The sequence below is a fragment of the Rhodoferax sp. GW821-FHT07G04 genome, assembly GCF_059418585.1.
On the sequence record NZ_JBWKQD010000001.1, the window covers coordinates 456,204 to 474,934 of the forward strand.

General features: G+C 63.0%; 14 protein-coding genes. 8 read left to right on the forward strand and 6 right to left on the reverse strand.

Features of this window, described 5'->3' with window-relative positions:
• Positions 1-25: 25 nt before the first annotated feature.
• Positions 26-4,081, reverse strand: coding sequence for a response regulator (locus AC07OO_RS02065; RefSeq protein ID WP_495080393.1), 4,056 nt, complete (start codon positions 4,079-4,081; stop codon positions 26-28).
• 181 nt (positions 4,082-4,262) lie between these two features.
• Between AC07OO_RS02065 and AC07OO_RS02070 the strand changes: the two genes are divergently transcribed.
• Both AC07OO_RS02070 and AC07OO_RS02075 read left to right on the forward strand, forming a co-directional pair.
• A complete protein-coding gene (locus AC07OO_RS02070) occupies positions 4,263-4,928 on the forward strand; it encodes a secretin GspD/PilQ domain-containing protein (RefSeq protein ID WP_495080394.1) in 666 nt (221 codons plus the stop codon).
• 123 nt (positions 4,929-5,051) lie between these two features.
• Positions 5,052-7,301 (forward strand): molybdopterin-dependent oxidoreductase, encoded by a 2,250-nt coding sequence (locus AC07OO_RS02075; protein WP_495080395.1) that lies wholly within the window; start codon positions 5,052-5,054, stop codon positions 7,299-7,301.
• 74 nt (positions 7,302-7,375) lie between these two features.
• Here the strand turns inward: AC07OO_RS02075 and AC07OO_RS02080 are convergent, their stop codons facing one another.
• The gene (locus AC07OO_RS02080; RefSeq protein WP_495080396.1) at positions 7,376-7,834 is read right to left on the reverse strand and encodes an SRPBCC family protein; all 459 of its coding nucleotides are present in this window, start codon (positions 7,832-7,834) and stop codon (positions 7,376-7,378) included.
• Between the two features lie 102 nt (positions 7,835-7,936).
• On the opposite strand from AC07OO_RS02080, the gene AC07OO_RS02085 reads away from it, so the two are divergent.
• Entirely contained in the window at positions 7,937-8,329 is a 393-nt protein-coding gene (locus AC07OO_RS02085; RefSeq protein ID WP_495080397.1) for a MerR family transcriptional regulator, read from the forward strand.
• 161 nt (positions 8,330-8,490) lie between these two features.
• Here AC07OO_RS02085 and AC07OO_RS02090 read toward each other — a convergent pair whose 3' ends face one another.
• The 3 genes from AC07OO_RS02090 to AC07OO_RS02100 all read right to left on the reverse strand — a co-directional run bounded on the left by AC07OO_RS02090 (position 8,491) and on the right by AC07OO_RS02100 (position 11,671).
• Positions 8,491-9,183 carry a hypothetical protein gene (locus AC07OO_RS02090; protein ID WP_495080398.1) on the reverse strand — a complete coding sequence of 231 codons (693 nt, stop codon included), beginning with the start codon at positions 9,181-9,183 and terminating at the stop codon, positions 8,491-8,493.
• Between the two features lie 166 nt (positions 9,184-9,349).
• Entirely contained in the window at positions 9,350-10,645 is a 1,296-nt protein-coding gene (locus AC07OO_RS02095) for an SEL1-like repeat protein (RefSeq protein ID WP_495080399.1), read from the reverse strand.
• A gap of 108 nt (positions 10,646-10,753) precedes the next feature.
• Positions 10,754-11,671, reverse strand: coding sequence for a LysR family transcriptional regulator (locus AC07OO_RS02100; protein ID WP_495080400.1), 918 nt, complete (start codon positions 11,669-11,671; stop codon positions 10,754-10,756).
• 237 nt (positions 11,672-11,908) lie between these two features.
• On the opposite strand from AC07OO_RS02100, the gene AC07OO_RS02105 reads away from it, so the two are divergent.
• From AC07OO_RS02105 to AC07OO_RS02120, 4 genes are read left to right on the forward strand one after another with little or no spacing between them, the layout of a single operon-like run.
• Positions 11,909-12,976, forward strand: a complete 1,068-nt coding sequence (locus AC07OO_RS02105) for a porin (protein WP_495080401.1) — start codon at positions 11,909-11,911, stop codon at positions 12,974-12,976.
• Between the two features lie 40 nt (positions 12,977-13,016).
• Entirely contained in the window at positions 13,017-14,597 is a 1,581-nt protein-coding gene (locus AC07OO_RS02110; protein WP_495080402.1) for a M14 family metallopeptidase, read from the forward strand.
• A gap of 23 nt (positions 14,598-14,620) precedes the next feature.
• Complete coding sequence (locus tag AC07OO_RS02115) at positions 14,621-15,478, forward strand: N-formylglutamate amidohydrolase (RefSeq protein ID WP_495080403.1); 858 nt, start codon at positions 14,621-14,623, stop codon at positions 15,476-15,478.
• A complete protein-coding gene (locus tag AC07OO_RS02120; RefSeq protein WP_495081758.1) occupies positions 15,471-16,463 on the forward strand; it encodes a Bug family tripartite tricarboxylate transporter substrate binding protein in 993 nt (330 codons plus the stop codon). The genes AC07OO_RS02115 and AC07OO_RS02120 overlap by 8 nt, the downstream gene beginning before the upstream one ends.
• A gap of 134 nt (positions 16,464-16,597) precedes the next feature.
• On the opposite strand, the gene AC07OO_RS02125 is transcribed toward AC07OO_RS02120, so the two are convergent.
• Positions 16,598-17,236 carry a TetR family transcriptional regulator gene (locus tag AC07OO_RS02125; RefSeq protein WP_495080404.1) on the reverse strand — a complete coding sequence of 213 codons (639 nt, stop codon included), beginning with the start codon at positions 17,234-17,236 and terminating at the stop codon, positions 16,598-16,600.
• A 195-nt stretch (positions 17,237-17,431) separates the two neighbouring features.
• Between AC07OO_RS02125 and AC07OO_RS02130 the strand changes: the two genes are divergently transcribed.
• The gene (locus AC07OO_RS02130) at positions 17,432-18,727 is read left to right on the forward strand and encodes an efflux RND transporter periplasmic adaptor subunit (RefSeq protein WP_495080405.1); all 1,296 of its coding nucleotides are present in this window, start codon (positions 17,432-17,434) and stop codon (positions 18,725-18,727) included.
• Positions 18,728-18,731: the final 4 nt, after the last annotated feature.

The window sequence follows — 18,731 nt, forward strand, 5'->3', positions numbered from 1 at the left end:
TTAGGCCTGCCCGCGCAGGGTCCCGCTACGGGGGTCTAACCGCTGTTGTGCTAGCGGGCGGCGGCTGCAGTTGATCCGCATAGGCAGTGGCGGCCGCGGTGGCTTCGGCCCCGGCGGCGTTCAGCCGCGCCACCCAGCCACCGACGCGCTGGGCGTCGGTCCAATGGGTGGCTTCGGCCAACTCGGCCTGGGCCAGCAGGTCGGCCAGGGGCTGCGCCCCAACCGTTGCCGCCACGCCTTTCATGGCGTGCAGCGCCGCGTGCAGTGCCTTGCTGTTGTCGTCGCCATCATGACCCCCATCCTGTGCCAACGCCAGCGCGGCCAATGCTGCAGTGATGCGCTCCACCATGGTGGCGACCTGGGTCGCAAAACTGCGTAGCGCGCGCGCATAGACCTCGGTATTGCCGCCCAGGCGGTCCAGTGCGGCGTCAGCATCCAGCACGGCGGGCGCGCGCGAATGCGCGGTGGCAGCCCCAAGGGCCGGCGCTGGCGCAGGGCCAACCGCATAGGCCGAGCGCCCCATGCAGCGCAGGATTACGGCGATCAGGTGCGTCAGATCGAAGGGCTTGGCGACGTGGTCGTTCATGCCCGCCTCCAGCGCCGCGATGCGGTCGGTGTTCATGGCATTGGCGGTCATGGCGATGATGGGCAAATCCCGCAAGCCCAGGCGGTTGCGAATGTCCCGCGTGGCGGTGTAGCCATCCATTTCAGGCATCTGGATGTCCATCAGCACGACGTCGAATGGTGCAGCCTGCGTCGTCGCCGTGATCGCATCGATGGCGGTCAACCCCGTGTCGGCCAGGGTCACGGTGGCGCCCTCGCTTTGCAATAACTCGCGCGCGACCTGTTGGTTTGTCAAATTGTCCTCGGCCACCAGCACCCGCACGCCGGCCAGGCGTTGGCTGCTTGAGGGCTGCACCGGCTGGGGGGCGACGACACTCGCGCGCCGGCCGGCGCGCGCATCGGCGACGGTGTCGTACAGAATGGACGCGGTCACAGGCTTGACCAAAAATCCGTCCAGCACTGCAGGAAACTCCGTCTGACGCTGGGCCAGCAACTCACGGCCGTAGGCCGTCACCATCACGATCAGTGGCATTTGGCCGTCGGGGTATAGAGCGCGTATGTGCAAGCTGGTGTCCCAGCCGTCCAGGCCGGGCATGCGCCAGTCGATGAGGACCACATCAATCCGCAGGCCCGCCCGCCGGTAGCCGTCCAACTGCCCCAGCGCCTCAGCACCACTGGCGGCCAGCTCGACATGCCAGCCAAAGCTCTCCAGCAAACCCTTCATCACCTCGCGCGCACTGGCGTTGTCATCCACGGCCAACACCCGCAAGCCATGCAGTTTTTCACGCTCGGCGCGCGCAGATTCAACCAGCGTGTCTCGGGGCTCGAATGGGATGGTGAAGTGGAAGGTGCTGCCCACGCCCTGCGTGCTATCCACCGCCAACTCGCCGCCCATCAGGCGCACCAGACGCTGGCTGATGGCAAGCCCCAGCCCAGTGCCGCCAAAGCGTCGTGTCGTTGAAGCCTCCGCCTGCGAGAAGCCTTCAAAAATGCTGCCCAATTGCTCGGGCGCAATGCCGATACCGCTGTCGCGCACGGCAATGCGCATGCGCAGCACGCCGTCCGGTGCAGGCGGGCACACGCGGACCGACAGCACCACCTCACCATGGGCCGTGAACTTCAGCGCATTGCCCGCCAGATTGATCAGGATCTGCTGCAGACGCAACGCGTCACCCACAATCCATTTCGGAAGGGCGGGGTCTACATCAAACAGGACTTCGACATCTTTGCTGCCAACACTGGTCGACAAGATGACACCGATATTGCGCAGCATCTTGTCGATCTCGAACGGATGCGGGTCCAGGCTCATCTTGCCCGCCTCGACCTTGGAGAAGTCCAGTATGTCGTTGAGTATGTCCAGCAGCGTCTTGGCCGCCGCCTCGGCCTTGTCGATGTAGTCGAGCTGGCGCGGGTCCAGGCTGGTGTAATGCACCAGTTGCAGCATGCCCAATATGGCGTTCATGGGGGTGCGGATCTCGTGGCTCATGTTGGCCAGGAAATCAGACTTGGCGCGGCTGGCGCCTTCGGCCTGCTGCTTGGCCGACAGCAGTTCGGCCTCGGCCTGCTTGCGCTCCACTATGCTGTGCAAGAACGCGGTGAAGCGGTATTCGTCGTTCTCTTTGAGCGCGCTGATGGTGATTTCGACCGTGAAGCTGGCGCCGCTGCGGTGCAGTGCCGTCAACTCAATGCGCTTGCCCAGAACGGGCCCCTCCCCTGCTTGCATGAAGCGGGCCATGCCACGGCGGTGGGCTTCGCGCAGCCCCTCGGGAATGATCAGATCGGCCAGGTCCCGCCCCAGCGCTTCTTTGCGCAGCCAGCCAAAGGTCTGCTCGGCCTCGCGGTTCCAGTCCCGCACCACACCGTGCTTGTCCATTTCAATGAAGGCCTCATGCGAGCTTTCGAGGATGGCCGCGGTGCGCTGTTGTTCACTGACCAGCTGGCGCGCCAGCGGCTGCACCTGGGCGCGCAGCAGCCAGGTGCCAGCGCCTATCAACAGCACCAGCAGGCCGACAAAGCCATTGAGACGCTGGCGGATGGGTGCGAACAAATCGAGGGAGTCGGTCTTGAACACCATGCCCAGGCCCGAATCACCCAACGGCGCATAGCCGGCAAACACGGCCAGGCCACGCAAATCCTGGACCGCAAGCACACCTTTCTGGCCCAGTAGCGCGCGGGAGATGGCCAGGTAGGGCTTGCCATCCTTGTACATGGGGATGTGCATATTGACCTTGTAGAACCGACTGGGGAAGCACACGGCCTCATCCTTCTCGCGGCCGCAGACCAGGATGTCGGTCGACTGGCTTTCGCCATCGGCACTGCGCAGCAGCCCGGTCATCTCCGTCAGCCGCTGCTCGGCCACCACGCGGCCCACGGGCTTGCCATCGCGCAGCATCGTGTTCACCGTGCGCAGCACAAAGCCGTCGTGCCACAACATGGCGGCATCCAGCCCATGGCTGTGCACCGCGACGGACATCTCGGCTGAACCATTGACCATGGTGCCGACGTCCACGACCGGCTCGCCCTGCGCATTGAACAAACGCATGCCCGTGACGCCCGACGACAGAAAGCTTTGGCCGACTTCACGGGCCAGCCCCCTGGCCTCTTCGTCGCGTGGATTGCTGCTCAACCGGGCCAGATGCTTTTGCAAGCCCGGACGATCGGCAATCGTGCGGCCCAAACCGATGTGTTGGTCAATGATGGATTGGAACGCAGTCGCGCTGTTGACCGTGGTGCGCAGCAACGACTCCGACATGGATTCCTCGAACCCCTGCTTGAGGACAGCAAAGCCCCCCAGGCCGGCACAGACGACGACCAGGCTGAGCACGACGACCGCAGTGCGAACGATGCGCTTGTCCGGGCTCTCCAATGCATCGGCCGCGCGGGTCTGCGCCTGCGCACGCAACTTCATCCACAAACCCAGCCCCAGCACGGTCATGCCCACTGCCGTAGGTGCTGCCATGCGGTGGTAGGTCGCTATCTGGTACAGGGCCTCCAGGTTCAACACATAGCCCATCAAAGCCGTCACGCCGACCAGCAGCGTGGCAAAAACCAGGGCGTCCGCAATCCGCCGTCGCGCGAGATCGGCCCGGTTGCGCGCAAGCACGAGACAGGCCGCACCCGCCAGCATGAAACCCAGGCAGGTGTTTGCGGCCGATCGCCCGGGGTAGGCGTTGCCATCACTTACCTGCCGGTGCAGGGCCACCCAATCGATACCTAGGCTGGTGTCCAGCACCTGTTCGACCAGCATGGCAGAGGGCAACAGTACCATCAGCCAGGCGCAGAATGTGCGGCCCAGCGACAGTGCGCTGTGGCGGGCGACCGCGCTGTCTGGCTCCGGCCACAGGCAAATGGCACTGGCCATGAAGAGCAGGGCTGTGTTCAACGTCATAGCCACCGAGTTGGGCCATACGCGGACCATGGACTCAAGCCCCAAGGTCCAGCCCGACACAACATACAGTGCGAGACTGCCTATCAAAATCGCAACCATCTGCCGGGTGCGAAAGGCTGAGACTGGCATGCGGAGGCCTTTCGTAGAAGTAGTATCTGCAACGGCGCTATGCACAAACATTGTGTCACGGCTTCTTCTGAGGTCCAACGCCACGGTTTGCCACCCCACAGGGTGTCTTTTTTGCGATTTGCCAAGCTTGACATGGCGCCACAATCAGCCTGATCACCCCCCGCCGTCTCCCAAACCTGCCATGCAGCACCCTTTTGCCCACGCACTGACCGTCACAGCGCTTCTGTGCCTGGTGCCCACGGCCACGTGGGCCGAGAAGCTCAACCGTGTCGTCGTGCGCGGGGTGGTGCTCGACCTGACCATAGAGCTGCGCCAGGTCAAAGAAGGCCAGGAAGACCAGGACAGCCCCCAAGCTGGCAACGCCTATACCGTAGGCACCACCAACCGGGCCGTGGACTTTGCGCCCCAGCAGGTGCGGGTACGCAACGGCGAAAAAGCCAGCCTGCAGATCAACCAGTCCATGCCCATGCAGTGGGTGCAAAAGATCGAGTCACAAAGCGCCACACTCAGCGCGGCCGGCACCTCGGCCAGCCAAAACTCTGGCGGTGTAACCCAGGCCGTGACCTGGATGGAATCCGGGCAAAGCCTGACCGTTACGCCCCATTGGTCGGGCGGCAAGCAAGCCGTCAAGCTGGAGATCGAGGTGCAATCCTCCGCCGTAGACGAGCGTACCAGCTCCGACCTACCGGCCACCGCGCGCCAGCGCTACAGCACCACCGTCAGCGCGCCGCTGCGCCAGTGGGTCACCATTGCGACCAGCGGCAATGCGGCCAAGGCCGGTAGCTACAGCAGCGCGGGCTCGTCGGACGGGCGGCGGCTGATCCAGGTGCGGGTGCTGGGCAACTAGCTTACATAGCGGGCCTAAAAACCCGGAGCAGGACAGCCAGTCAGTCAGTCACCTGCGTTATAGACACTGTTGGCCCCCCATGCGTAAATGTGCTATCCGCCACTTCCGCTGCATGAGGAGCCTATGCAAGACACGACGACGACCGACACCACGGCAATCACCACCCACCACCGCATCTGCCCCCTGTGCGAGGCCTGTTGTGGCCTGGAGATCAAGGTGCAGAACCGCAAGGTCATCAGCATCCGCGGCCATGACGCCGATGTCTTCAGCGCTGGCTACATCTGCCCCAAGGGCGTGGCGCTGAAAGACCTGCACGAAGACCCGGACCGCCTGCGCACGCCACTGATCAAGCGCAACGGCGTGTTTGAGCAGGCCACCTGGGAAGAAGCCTTTGCCGAGATCGACCGCCGCCTGCCCCCGCTGATGGCCGAACACGGCCGCAATGCCACGGCCGTGGCCATCGGCAACCCCTCGGCCCACAAGATTGGCCTGCTGCTGTACTTCGCCAAGCTGGCACGCGCGCTGGGCACCAAGAACATTTTTTCAGCCTCCACGCTGGACCAGATGCCCAAGCAGCTTTCCAGCGGCCTGATGTTTGGCCACTGGCTGTCGGTGGCGCTGCCCGATATCAGCCGCACGGACTACCTGCTGGTGATGGGCGCCAACCCCCTGGTCAGCAACGGCAGCATGTGGACCGTGCCCGACTTCAAAGGCAAGGCCAAGGCCCTGCAGGCGCGTGGCGGCAAGATGGTGGTGATAGACCCCCGCCGCACAGAGACTGCAGCCGCAGCCGACACCCACCACTTCATCCGCCCCAACGCCGACGTGTTCTTGCTCGCGGCCATGGTGCACACCATCTTTGCCGAAGGCCTGGCGTCTCTGGGTACGGTGGCAAACTGGGTCAACGGTGTGGACGAAGTCAAGCAGGCCGTGGCCCCCTTCACGCCCGAAGCCGTGGCCGCGCGCTGCGGCATGAGCGCCGACACCATCCGCAGCCTGGCCCGCACGCTGGCCACCACGCCACGTGCCGCGGTGTACGCTCGCATCGGCACCTGCACGCAGGAATATGGCACGCTGTCGAGCTGGCTGGTGGATGTGCTCAACACCATCACCGGGCATCTGGACACAGAGGGTGGTGTGATGTTCACCAAGTCGGCCGCGTTTGCGTCCAACACCGCCGGCAAGCCCGGCATCGGCAAGGGCATATCCACCGGGCGCCACCATGCACGCGTGAGCGGTGCACCCGAGGTCTTTGGCGAGCTGCCCATGACCTGCATGGCCGAAGAGATCGAAACCCCTGGCGAGGGCCAGATCCGTGCCCTGATCACCGTGGCCACCAACCCGGTGCTGTCCAGCCCCAACGGCCCCCGCCTGTCCAAGGCACTAGACAAGCTGGACTTCATGGTCTGCATGGACATCTATCTGAACGAGACCACGCGCCATGCGGACGTGATCTTGCCGGGCGTGTCACCACTGGAAGACTTCCACTACGACGTGGCCTTTCCCCAACTGTCGTGGCGCAACCATGCCCGCTACAGCCCGCCGGTGCTGCAGGCCCCAGCCGGCCAACCCGAAGAGTGGCAGACACTGGCCAAGCTGGTCGCCATCGTCCAGGGCAAGGGCACGCAGTTGGATGCCGACGCGCTGGACGACGCCCAGTTTGCCGAAGACGCACAGCGCCTGTTTGGCGCCCATGCCGACGCCGTGGTGGCGGCCACCAAGGCCTACAAAGGCCCTCGGCGCGCGCTGGAAGTGGCCCTGCGCAGCGGCCCTTATGGCGATGGCTTTGGCACCAAGCCCGACGGCCTGACACTGGCCAAGGTCATGGCATCCAACAGCACCGGCGGCATTGACCTGGGTGAACTGCAACCCCGCATCCCCGAAATGCTGCGCACGCCCAGCGGCAAGGTGGAACTGGCACCGCCATCGCTGCTGGCCGATCTGGCACGCCCGGCCGCAGATTTGCAGCGCCCCGCCCCCGACCTGGTCATCATCGGCCGCCGCGACGTGCGCACCAACAACAGCTGGATGCACAACCTACCCATCCTGGCCAAGGGCCCGTTCCGCTGCACGGCCCTGGTCCACCCCACCGACGCCCAACGCCTGGGCCTGCAAGACGGCGCCCTGGCCGACATCCGCAGCGCCAGCGGCCAGGTGCGCGCCCAAGTGCACATCACGGCGGACATGATGCCCGGCGTGGTGAGCCTGCCGCACGGCTGGGGACACGATGCTGAAGGTGCCCAACTGCGCGTGGCGGCTGAGCGGCCTGGCGCCAACCTGAACGCGTTGCTGGACGACCAGTTCCGTGACCCGCTGTCGGGGAACGCGGTGCTGGGTGGGGTGGCGATTACGATGCAAGCGGCTTTGGCTTGATTTCGGCGAGGGCTATTGGTCAAATTGGCCGGTAGCCCTCGGATAGATTGAGTGAGGCGCTACTGAAACCGTAGTCAGGGCCCACCATCCTCCAACTGCTTCTTCAGTGCCGCGAGACCCAAGGCCGCGCGTTTTCCCATCACCCGACTGGCCAGCGGAAGCAAGGTGTACCGGACGATCAAACTGTTGCTCCTGCTGAACATGCGCCAAGTCAGTTCGCAGGAATTTGTCCCGGTTTCATTCAGCACGATTTCCATGCGTGGCATCAGCGGAGGAAACCGTCCCTCCGTGGCGAAGAATGTGTGGCCCCGCACCTCGCGCACCTCCAGTGTGACTTTTCGCTTTCCCTTGAACGGTACTAACACGGTTTCACGATATTCCTTTCCCTGCTGCCCGTGCTCGAGAGCGTTGGATGATGCGATGGAGATGACGCCCGGAAACCACTCTCCAAACTTCTCCATATTCGCCACATACTGGAATACGGCCAAGGCGGGGCGCTGGATGTGAATGGCCCTCTCAACAAGCAAATGCATAGGTGTACTCTTCTTTGAAAGTGAAGCGGGCTTGCAGTCGTTACATTCCGCCAAAAGCCATGCTAAGGTGTAGAGCAAGGTCTACAGTCAAGAGAAAAATTCATGCGCATTGCCGAACTGGAAAGCCAAACCGGACTGGGGCGCCACGCCCTTCGCTTTTACGAGCGTGAGGGCCTGCTGGTCGGCGTAAGCCGGGGGCCCAACAATTACCGTGACTACCCTGAGTCGGCGGTCAAAGACGCCACCCTGCTGCAACAACTCCAATCCCTGGGGTTCTCACTGCAAGAGATACGTGAAGTGTTAAATGCAATGCGTGCGCAAAGCATCGACTGCGCGCAAGGTGCGCGCCTGATGGCGGAAAAGCGCGCCGCGGTCGATGCGCAGATTGCGAACTTGCGTAAGGTGAGCAAGATACTGATGCGGGAACAGCAGCGTCTGGAAGACAGAGCGGCCAAGCACGGTCTGTCGCTTCGTTCCAAGGATTCCGTGCCCTAGCCCTCGTCAAATATACGCCATCCGCTATCTAAGCTATAGCATATTAACAATGCAAGCCATTGGGTATCAAAGACAGGCAATTGCGATGCACACATGCTGCGCAATACCGCTCCACGGTGGGGCCTTGCGTCGCCACACCAGGCGCCGTGTCCGCACTGCCCCTACAGACACACCGGCTTGGTTTCCAGCACCTCGAAGTGCACGCCACCGCTGTCGGTGACATTGCCCTGCGCGTCCAGTGTGGTGATGCTGACTGCGGGGATCAGGCACAGGCGCCCCACTCCGGGCAGGAAGGCTGAGGTCGTGTTGGCATAGGTATCGGACACCTGCCGCAGGGTATCGTCGTACGCATAGGTATGCCCGGTATCGGTCGTGCAAATGGGCGCCGCCACACCCGCGATGGGTCGCAACTTGGCGTCCCAGGCAGTGAACTGGATGCTTCCGCTGGCGAGTATTTTCCCGTTTGCGAAGGTATTGCTGCCCTGGATGGGGCGATCCGGAATCAGCGCGTAGAAACCGGAGCGGCTCACGCCATTGGCCGCCAGGGTATCACTGGCAAAGGCCTTGCTGGTCGTCATGCCGACCACACGGGCTTCGTTGACGAAATCAGCGACCGACCCATAGGTCCAGGTCTTGGTCTGGACCGCGGCCACTCCATCCGCATCGGTGAAGCTGGCACGACAGGTCAGCTGCAGAAGCTGGTTGCTAAATTCGCAACTCGCCACAACCGGGGCTGGAGCGCCAGCGAGCACCGTGGTTCTGGCCACTTTGCTGGCGAAGTTCCTGCACTGGGTCTCCACCGGCGCGCTGGCAGAAGTGCCTCCACTCCCACCGCCGCAACCCACTAAGGCCATTGCGCAGACCGCTGCGAGCGCGAAGTGCTCTGTTCTGCTTCGACCACTGCAAACTTCGTTCTTCAACACTGTGTTGCTCATGGAGCCATTATCAATGCGTGCCCCGATGGGGCCAATCGAAAAGTTCAAACTCCTTGCACGCCACAAAAATGCAACTACCCCGCCATCACTGCACCTCAGCCGGTGGCCGCAGCACCTTGCTGCCCGCGTAGCCATTGCTCGCCGCCTTGCGGTACCAGTCCACGGCCTTGTCCACATCTTGCGGCACGCCGTGGCCGTGGTCGTACAAGGCACCAATGTTGTGCTGCGCATCGGCATGGTCTTGCGCCGCCGCCTTGGTGTACCACTGCAAGGCCTTGGCGTAGTTCTGCACGAGGTTGCGGCCCTCGTCATAGGCCAGGCCCAGCGCGAACTGGGCATCCGCCTGATCCTGTTCGGCGGCCTTACGGTACCACTCGATCGCCCTCTCCGGGTCTTGGGCCAAGCCGCTGCCGGTCTCGTACAAGCGGCCCAGGTTGTACTGGGCGTCGGCCTGGCCCTGGTCGGCCGCCTTGCGGTACCAGCGCACCGCCTGCTCCATGTTTTGCGCCACGCCCACACCCCGCTCGTAGCGGGCGGCCAAGTTGTTTTGCGCCTCGACGTGGTCCTTGTCTGCTGCCTTCTGGTACCAGGCCACAGCCTGTGCCTGGTCTTCGGCAACACCCCAGCCGTTGGAGTACATAACGCCCAGATGGTGGTAGGCGTCGGCATAACCCTGGCCTGCGGCCTTTTGGTACCAGGCCAAGGCCTGTGCATAGTCCTGCGCGATGCCGAAGCCCGACTCATAGCCGTAGGCCAGCGCAACCTGGGCATAGGTATTGCCCTGCTCGGCTGACTTGCGATACCAGCTGATAGCCAGTGCCTGGTCTTGTGCCAGGCCGTCACCATCCCAATACGCGGCGCCCAGGCTGTATTGGCTCCAGGCGTAGCCTTGGTCAGCCGCTTCGCGGAACCACAGCGCGGCCTGCGCAGCGTCGCGTGCCACACCCCCGCCATTGGAGTACTGGCTGCCGACCTCGTTTTGCGCCTCGGCCAAGCCTTGCTCAGCCGATCGCATGAACCAGCCGAACGCGGCCCGTGCGTCACGCGCCACGCCCGTGCCGTCGCGCAGCATCATGCCCAGGTTGTACTGCGCGTCCCTTTGCCCCTGTTCGGCCGCCAGGCGGTACCAGTCCACCGCCTTCTCCAGGTTTTTCTCCACACCCTGGCCTTGCTCGTACATGATGCCCATGGCGTTTTGCGCCACGGCGTCACCCTTGTCGGCGGCCACGCGGTACAGCGCAATGGCCTTTTCGTACTCGCCGTTTTTGTAGGCCAGGTCGGGATCACGGTTCATCAGGTAAACCAGCACAGCAATGCCGATGGCGAGCAGCAGGGCCAAAACGCCCAGTGCGATCAGGATTTTTTTCAACAAATTCTTCATGGTGTATGTGAGATGGTGGCGCGCGGCGCCTGCCGGCGTTGGAGCCATGGGGAGGCCAAAGCCGCCAAGCTTAGCGCAGATGATGAGCCCAAGGACATGGGGCCGTTCTCAGGCGGGCGCTTGCTGAATCGCACTGACCAGTTCGCCGGCAAACTCCTGCGCCAGCGCGTTGTGCCTCGCGTCGTTGACCATGGCAACACCAAAAGACAAGGCAATCTTGGGCAGGAACGGACGTGTCACAAAGCCCATGCTCTCGCAATGCCGCGCAATGGAGCCGTTGACGATGGACACACCCAGGCCCTTGGCAACACAGGCGCAAGCCACGCCAACCGCATGCACTTCACACACCACGCGCGGCAGAAAGCGGACCTTGCGAAAGGCGTGATCTATTTCCTGCCGCACTTGCTGCTGCCGGCCGATCAGAACCAACGGAACGTCCTCCAGATCCGTGCAAGCGATGACCTTCAGCCGGCTCAAGGGGTGCTTGCGTGGCAGGATGCAAACCGCTTCCGACGTGAAGGTCTGCACGGTCGCCAGCCCAGGCAGGACCACAGGCGCGCGCACAATGCCGATGTCGACTTCCCGGCTCAAGATGGCTTTCTCGGTTTCGACGTACGACATGGACAGCACCTCGACCACGGCCGCCGGTTGCTTGTGGATGAAGTTGCCCACCACCGAGGGCATGAGTTGCAGGGCCAGCGTGTGCGGCACCGCCACCTTCAGCAGGTTGCGCCGAAAGCCCCCCAGCCGCAACTGATCGGCATGGCGGCGCAGGCACTGCGCAGATTCGATCATGCCCTGCGCATCGCGCAGCAATGCGAAGGCCTCGTTGGTAGGGAGCAGGCGCCCTTTGCTGCGCTTGAACAAATGCAGTCCCACCTCTTTCTCGAACTGCGCCAATAACCGGCTGACCGCCGATTGCGACAAGCCCAATTGCACAGCGGCTTCGATGGTGGACCCGTGGGTCATGACCGCGTGGAAGGCCTCCATCTGGCCGAAAGGAATGCTGGATGTGCGGGTGGACATGAACAAGCTCCGAAAGACGTGAAGTGTCACGCATGCAGGCAGGCCAGCACTGCGCAGCCTCAGTTTAAGCATAGGGCAATGCGGCCTGCTCATAGGGTTGTCGAGATCAGAGGCAAGGCCAAAAATCGCGCCGCATCGGGTCATGGCGGGCGCTGTGAATACAGCAGCAAATTCCAGAAGACCTGATACCGAGATGGCAGCGTTGAGCCGTGCAACTTACAACCAGGAAAAACTTTTATGAACACCAAACACATCCCTATGGGTTTCGCCATCGTCAGCGCAGTGGCCGCGCAAGGCTGCTGGGCACAAACACAAGTCGATGGCGTTGACATCTACGGCCGCATTGACCTCAGCATCGACAGCCGCGCCAACCCCAACGACTCCGTGTTGAGCCAGACCGACAACGCCTCCCGGCTGGGTGTGAAAGGTGCACGCCGCACCGACAGCGGCCTGACGCTGCAATACGGCTTTGAGCTGGGAGTGTCCGCCGACAGCGGCAACCTGACATCGCCCAACTTCCGCAACGTCTACGTGGGTGCCGACACGGCGCTGGGTAAATTTGCCATGGGGCGCCTGGACTCTGCCAACCCCACCGGATCCCCCCTCTACTCGCAGATCACCAAGCACGTTCCGTTTGTGGTGCACGATGCCGGTGCGACGGCGATTGGCACATCCGTACTGAACGCCCGCAACCGGACGTCCAATGCCATTGGCTACATGAGCCCCACTGTGGGCGGCTTTGACGTACGGGCGCGCTACTACTACTTTGGCAACGACGGCACATCAACCGTCACCAGCAGCGGCACGACCAGTGTGGCCTCACCGGGCACCGGGCTGACCGAGTCCGACCTGAAGCAGATGGATATCGGCCTGAACTACAGCCAGACCAACTGGGGCCTGGGCCTGGGCTATGGCTCGGACAGCAAGGCGGGCGGATTTGCCGTCAATGATTTCACCGACAAGTGGCAACTGGTGGGTTCTTATGACTTCGGCGGGCTGCGCTTGTCGGCCCTGGTGGGTCAAGACAATTACAACAGCACGGCCACCACCCGCAACGCAGTCCGCTACCGGCTGCTGGGTATCAGCGCACCCATTGGCAGCGCCGGGAGCATCGTGGCCAACTACATGGAGCGTGAAGTGCAGACGGACCGCAATGGCATGCTCACCCGCTTCCAGATCGGCTACAGCCACAAGATCGACAAGAACGCCCTGGTCTATGTGCTGTGGGATAGGCAGGACCCCAACACCAACGTCGGCTCCAACGAATTCAGCATCGTCAGCGGTGGCATTCAGTTCAACTTCTGATGCGCAAGCCTGCACCAGCCACTTCCCACAGGAGTTGATTTTGAAATTGACGAGACTGTTTTTTGCATTCGCCGTGGGCAGTGCGCTGAGCGGGCCCGCGTGGAGCCAGTTTGACGCATCCCAAGTCCAAGCCGAACCCGCACCCGTGGCGCGGCGCTACCCGGATCCGGTACTGCCCTACCAGACACCGGGACTGCGCCCAGATCGCACCGATCTGACCAGCCACAGCGAGGCCATGGACTACCTGCGGCAACTCGCGGCCAAAAACCCCACGCTGCGGCTGGAGACCGTGGGCAAGTCGCAGCAGGGGCGGGATATTCCGCTGGTACTGCTGTCGGCAGCTGGTCAGTTCCAGGCGGACAAGCCGACGGTGCTGGTGCTGGGCCAACAGCACGGCAACGAGCCCGCGGGAGGTGAAGCGGCGCTGGCCCTGGTGCAGCAATTGGCGACCAGCCAACGCCACTTGCTGGCGTCGGTCAATGTGCTGGTCATGCCGCGCGCCAACCCGGACGGAGCCAACAACTTCGTTCGCGCCAGCGCCAACGGGCTGGACGTCAACCGCGACCACTTGCTGTTGCAGACCCCCGAAGCCCGCGCCATCGCCGCCACCGCCCTGCGTTTTTCCCCGCAGGTGGTTATGGATCTGCACGAGTTCACCGTGGGTGGCCGCTGGTTGGAGAAATTCAGGGCCTATAGCCACTATGACGCCCTGCTACAGGCAGCAACGGTCGGCAACATGGACACGGCGGTGGGCGATCTGGCCTTGCGGGAATTCGTTGCCTCCGCGCGCTTGGCGTTGGAATCCCAGGGACTCAAAACCTTTTGGTACCACACCTCGTCGAATGATGCGAAGGACAAAGTCGTCAGCATGGGGGGGGTGCAGCCCGACACCGGCCGCAATGTCTACGGGCTGCGCCATGCGGTCAGCCTGCTGATCGAGACCCGCGGTGTGGGTATTGGCCGCGCCCACTACGCGCGCCGCGTGCACAGCCATGTGCAGGCCACACTGGCGGTGCTGAGAAGTGCGGGGGCGCTAGGCCTAGCCCTGGTCCAGGCCGTGGCGGCAGCCGGCCAGGCAACCGCGGACGCGGCCTGTAGGGGTGACATGGTGGTGCAGGCCCAGGCTGTTCCTACGCGGGAGCTATTGCACCTGGTCGACGCCAAGACCGGAAAAGACCGCATGGAACCCGTGGATTGGCGCTCGTCTCTCGCACTCAAGGTGCAACGCACGCGCTCCCGCCCCTGCGGGTACTGGCTGGCCGCCGGCCAGAGCGATGCGGTGGAGCGCCTGCGAGCACTGGGTGTCCAGGTCTGGCCCGTGCAACAGGATCGCCATATGCGGGTGGAGAGCTATAGGGTGCTGGCCGAGACCGGTGGGCAACGCCAGGACGCGCGTGGCGCCATCACGGCGGAGCGCGCCATCCGCGAGTTGACCGTGGACACCGCTGCGGCCGAGCGCTTGCTGCCTGCGGGTAGTTGGTTTGTTCCGCTGAACCAGGCTTTGGGGGCCTTGGTGGCTGCCGCACTGGAGCCGGACTCACAAAACAGCTTTGTTGCCAACCACGTGCTGGACGTGGACCCCGACGCCCTGCTCCGGGTCATGCAGCCGTGGAACAACTAACCGATGCACGCAGCACAACGACCATGCAAGCCTATACGACCGTGGGAAGCCTGGCGCAGCAACGATTTCCGCTGGTGGTCGACGCACCACACAGCTGGAAGTACTGGCCCGACACGCAACCCACGTGCGCCAGCCACAGCGAGTTGATGACCGCTTGCGATGCGTTCGTGGACGAACTGTGGGCCACCGCGCTACAGGGCCGTGCACCGCTGATGTCGGCCAACTTCCACCGTGCCTATATTGATGCAAACCGTGCACGCAACGATATCGACCCCGGCTTGCTAGGTGGTTCCTTGCCTTTCCCGCTGGAGCCCACGCAGCGGTCGGCGCGCGGCAGCGGACTGATAAGGCGCGACATCCTGCCGGGCGTGCCACTGTATACGCAGCCCTTGGGGGCAATGGACGTTCTTCGCCGATTGATTGACCTCTACGATCCCTACCACCAGGCATTGGGTTTCTTGGTGGAAAAAACCCGGCAGCGATTTGGCATGTGCCTGCTGCTGGATTGCCATTCTATGAAGTCCGCGGGAAATGCAATGAATGCAGACTGCGGGCGCCGGCGCCCGGACATGGTGGTCAGCGACCAGGATGGTACAACCGCGCATCCGGCCCTCAGCCAGTGGATTGCAGAACTTTTGCGCGCAGGTGGCTACTGTGTCCAGCTCAACGATCCGTATAAAGGTGGTGAACTGATACACCGCAATGCCCGCCCGTCGGAGCGGAAATTTGCGGTACAAATCGAAATCAATCGCGCCTTGTACATGGATGAGCGCACATTCACCAAGTCATCGCACTACCCAAGGCTTCTCCAGGATTTGACGGTGTTTGTGGATTCGTTGGCCCTTAACCTGATGGAGCGCGTTCGTGGTCTTTATGCCTGACCGCAAGCCAGCCTTGCGCCTGCGCCGACCTTGGCATGCGATCGCCATGGTGGTTGGTTTGCTGGCCTTTGCGCATACGGCCTGCTCCCAAACACCCTATCCCAACAGGCCCGTTCGACTGGTCATTCCTTTTCCACCGGGTGCCGCAATCGACAACACCATGCGCATCGTTGGGCAAAAAATGACCGAAATCTGGGGTCAACCTGTGGTCATCGACAACAGGCCACGGGTAGCGGGTATGGTGGCCGTGGCCAACGCCCCTGCCGATGGGTATACCTTGCTGGTATGCGCGGGTTCAAACATGGTCACCCTGCCACTCATCAACCCCAAACTGCCCTATGTTGCGACCGAAGACTTTGCGCCGATTGGGCGCGTTTCCACCAACGTACCCGTCCTGGTGACGACGCCCACACTGACACCCCGGACAGTGCACGAACTGGTGACCCTGGCCAAGCAAAAGCCTGGTGTCTTGAACTACAGCTCCAGCGGCATCGGAAGTCCCAACCACATTGCCATGGAAATCTTCCAATCTTTGACCGACACCCGGTTGGTTCACGTGCCGTACAAGGGTGGCGCACCGTCCGTCAATGAATTGATAGGAGGCCATGTCGACCTGGGCTTCTATGCATTGCCCACCATCAAGCAGCACCTGCACAATGGCCGCTTGCGCGCGCTGGCAGTTGCCAGTGCCAAGCGGGACAAAAATTTGCCGCAGGTGCCCACGCTGGCTGAATCCGGCATCACAGGGTTTGAGTATGAAATCTGGTACGGCGTCTTTGCGCCGGCCAAAACTCCGCGCGCCATCGTGGAGAGGGTCAACGCCACGCTGCAAAGGGCGCTGTCCGACCCGGTGGTTGCGAAGCAACTCACCGCACAAGGGGTCGATCCAACGCCCGGCAGCGCGGAGGAATTGGCCCACTATGTACGAAGAGACACCGAGCGTTGGAGGCGCATTTTGCAAGACCGGCGGATCAGCGATCAATAGATGAACGCCTAGACAGTTGGTATTGGAGGGTCCGTGGCTTGTCCTGCGGAATTGGTCCCTCGTGCACGGTGCGCGAGGGACTCTTTTTCATTTAGGCCAGTAGCCCTCGCCAAACAAGGGCTACCCGCTATAAATTAAATAGCATTCTTGCCCGCATGCGGGACGGCCAGACCCGCCAGGTAAGCCTCCAACGCCTGGGCGCCTACGGCCTCCAGGTCAAAGGACTCCGGGTTGAGCAGCCAATTACTCATCAGGCCGTCGATCAGCGCATGCAGGCCCATGGCGGCCACCTGGGTTGGCGTTTGGGTGGCCAAGTGGCCGCGCTCCACGGCCAGTACCAGGAAACGGTGCAAATCGCTGATGCATTGGTCGCGCTCGGTGATGTGGCGTTCACGCAGCATCTGCAGTTCGTCGACGTACTCCACCTTGTGCGAGGCAATCTCAAACACGCGGCGTACCTGCTGATCATGCACCGTCTGGTGGAAAGCGGTGGCCACATTGCGGCGCAGGTGTTGCAATGGATCGGCAGTCAGCGACTCGGGCTGGCTGTTGAGATTGGCCACCATGGGCAGGGTCACGCGCTGCATCATGGCGTCAAACAAGTCCGCCTTGTTCTGGAAGTGCCAGTAGATGGCGCCGCGTGTCAGGCCCGCGTCGGTGGCAATCTCTTGCAAAGAGGTACGCGAAACACCCCGGCGCTGGAACACGCGCTCCGCCGCGTCCAGTATCTGGTCGCGGGTTTCCAGGGCATCTTCCTTAGTGCGTCGGGCCATGGCTAAGGTCTGCTCAAAACGGTTGGGCCTGCATTTTCGGGGTTGTCAACATACATTCATCATTGTATGTATACTAGTTCCACATTTCCCGATTTCCAGTTTTTTTGTCGCCGAGACCGCAGCGCGCGGGCTCGGCACTTCTGTCACCCCCTGGCGTGGGCCAGGCCTCTCATCGAAAGAAAAAAAGGATTTCTCATGTCCACACCGATTACTGCCAACCAGCCCATCAAACCCTACTTTTCTTTCCCCCGCTCTGCCCTGTTGTTGACCCCGCTGGCCCTGGCTTTGGCTGCTTGCGGCGGCGGCAAGGATGGAGCACCCGCCGGTGGTGCAGGCGGCGGTGCCGGTGGTCCCCCCCCAGCCACCGTCGGCGTGGTGACGGTGGCCAATGAGACCGTGGCACTGCAAACCGAACTGCCAGGCCGTGTCAGCGCTGTGCGCGTGGCGCAGGTGCGGGCGCGGGTCAACGGTGTGGTGCAAAAGCGCCTGTTCCGTGAGGGTAGCGAGGTCAAGGCCGGTGAGCTGCTGTACCAGATCGACCCCGCCCCCTACCGCGCCGCGTTCGAGAGCGCGCAAGCCAGCGTAGCCAAGGGCCAGGCCAATCTGGCGCAGGCCGCAGCCCAGGTAGAGCGCTACAAGCCACTGGTGGAAGCCAATGCCGTCAGCAAGCAGGAATACACCACGTTGGTGACCGCCCACAAGCAGGCCGAGGCCGATCTGGCCACCGCCAAGGCGGCGCTGCAGACCGCGCAGATCAGCCTGGACTATGCCAGCGTCACCGCCCCCATCTCGGGCCGCATTGGCCAGGCCTTGGTGACCGAAGGCGCGCTGGTCAGCGCGGCCGAAGCCACGCAATTGGCGCTGATCCAGCAGACCAGCACGGTGTATGTGAACTTCACCCAATCCACGACCGATGTGCTGCGTCTGCGCAAGGCCATTGCCGCCAAGCAACTGCGCAGCGCGGGCGACGGCTCGGTGCCGGTGCGCGTGGTGCTGGAAGACGGCAGCGAGCTGCCCCGTACCGGCAAGCTGCTATTCACCGATTTGTCGGTGGATGCGAGCTCGGGCCAGATCACGCTACGCGCCGAGGTGCCCAACCCCGATGGTCTGCTGCTGCCCGGCCAGTATGTGCGCGTGCGCTTGTCGCAAGCCGAAGTGCCAGCCGGCATGCTGCTACCGCAACAAGCCGTGACCCGCACCAACCAGGGTGACACCGTGCTGGTGGTCGGCGCTGACAGCAAGCCCGTGCCCCGCCCGGTGAAGATCGGCAGTGCACAGGGCAATAAGTGGCTGGTGCTGGACGGTCTCAAACCCGGTGAGCAAGTCATTGTGGATGGCTTCCAGAAAATGATGGTGCCCGGCGCACCGGTCAAACCCGTGCCGTGGACACCAGGCGCTGCAGCAGCGGCCAGTGCGCCAGCGGCATCCGCACCGGGTGGCTCTGCGTCGGCCCCCGCCAGCGCGCCGTCGGCCGCTGCCAGCAAGCAATAAGGGG

What these genes read in the sequence shown, in the direction of transcription:
- AC07OO_RS02065 (WP_495080393.1), bottom strand. Translation starts at nt 4,081, where the DNA reads ATGCCAGTCTCAGCCTTTCGCACCCGGCAGATGGTTGCGATTTTGATA.
- AC07OO_RS02070 (WP_495080394.1), top strand. Translation starts at nt 4,263, where the DNA reads ATGCAGCACCCTTTTGCCCACGCACTGACCGTCACAGCGCTTCTGTGC.
- AC07OO_RS02075 (WP_495080395.1), top strand. Translation starts at nt 5,052, where the DNA reads ATGCAAGACACGACGACGACCGACACCACGGCAATCACCACCCACCAC.
- AC07OO_RS02080 (WP_495080396.1), bottom strand. Translation starts at nt 7,834, where the DNA reads ATGCATTTGCTTGTTGAGAGGGCCATTCACATCCAGCGCCCCGCCTTG.
- AC07OO_RS02085 (WP_495080397.1), top strand. Translation starts at nt 7,937, where the DNA reads ATGCGCATTGCCGAACTGGAAAGCCAAACCGGACTGGGGCGCCACGCC.
- AC07OO_RS02090 (WP_495080398.1), bottom strand. Translation starts at nt 9,183, where the DNA reads ATGGCCTTAGTGGGTTGCGGCGGTGGGAGTGGAGGCACTTCTGCCAGC.
- AC07OO_RS02095 (WP_495080399.1), bottom strand. Translation starts at nt 10,645, where the DNA reads ATGAAGAATTTGTTGAAAAAAATCCTGATCGCACTGGGCGTTTTGGCC.
- AC07OO_RS02100 (WP_495080400.1), bottom strand. Translation starts at nt 11,671, where the DNA reads ATGTCCACCCGCACATCCAGCATTCCTTTCGGCCAGATGGAGGCCTTC.
- AC07OO_RS02105 (WP_495080401.1), top strand. Translation starts at nt 11,909, where the DNA reads ATGAACACCAAACACATCCCTATGGGTTTCGCCATCGTCAGCGCAGTG.
- AC07OO_RS02115 (WP_495080403.1), top strand. Translation starts at nt 14,621, where the DNA reads ATGCAAGCCTATACGACCGTGGGAAGCCTGGCGCAGCAACGATTTCCG.
- AC07OO_RS02120 (WP_495081758.1), top strand. Translation starts at nt 15,471, where the DNA reads ATGCCTGACCGCAAGCCAGCCTTGCGCCTGCGCCGACCTTGGCATGCG.
- AC07OO_RS02125 (WP_495080404.1), bottom strand. Translation starts at nt 17,236, where the DNA reads ATGGCCCGACGCACTAAGGAAGATGCCCTGGAAACCCGCGACCAGATA.
- AC07OO_RS02130 (WP_495080405.1), top strand. Translation starts at nt 17,432, where the DNA reads ATGTCCACACCGATTACTGCCAACCAGCCCATCAAACCCTACTTTTCT.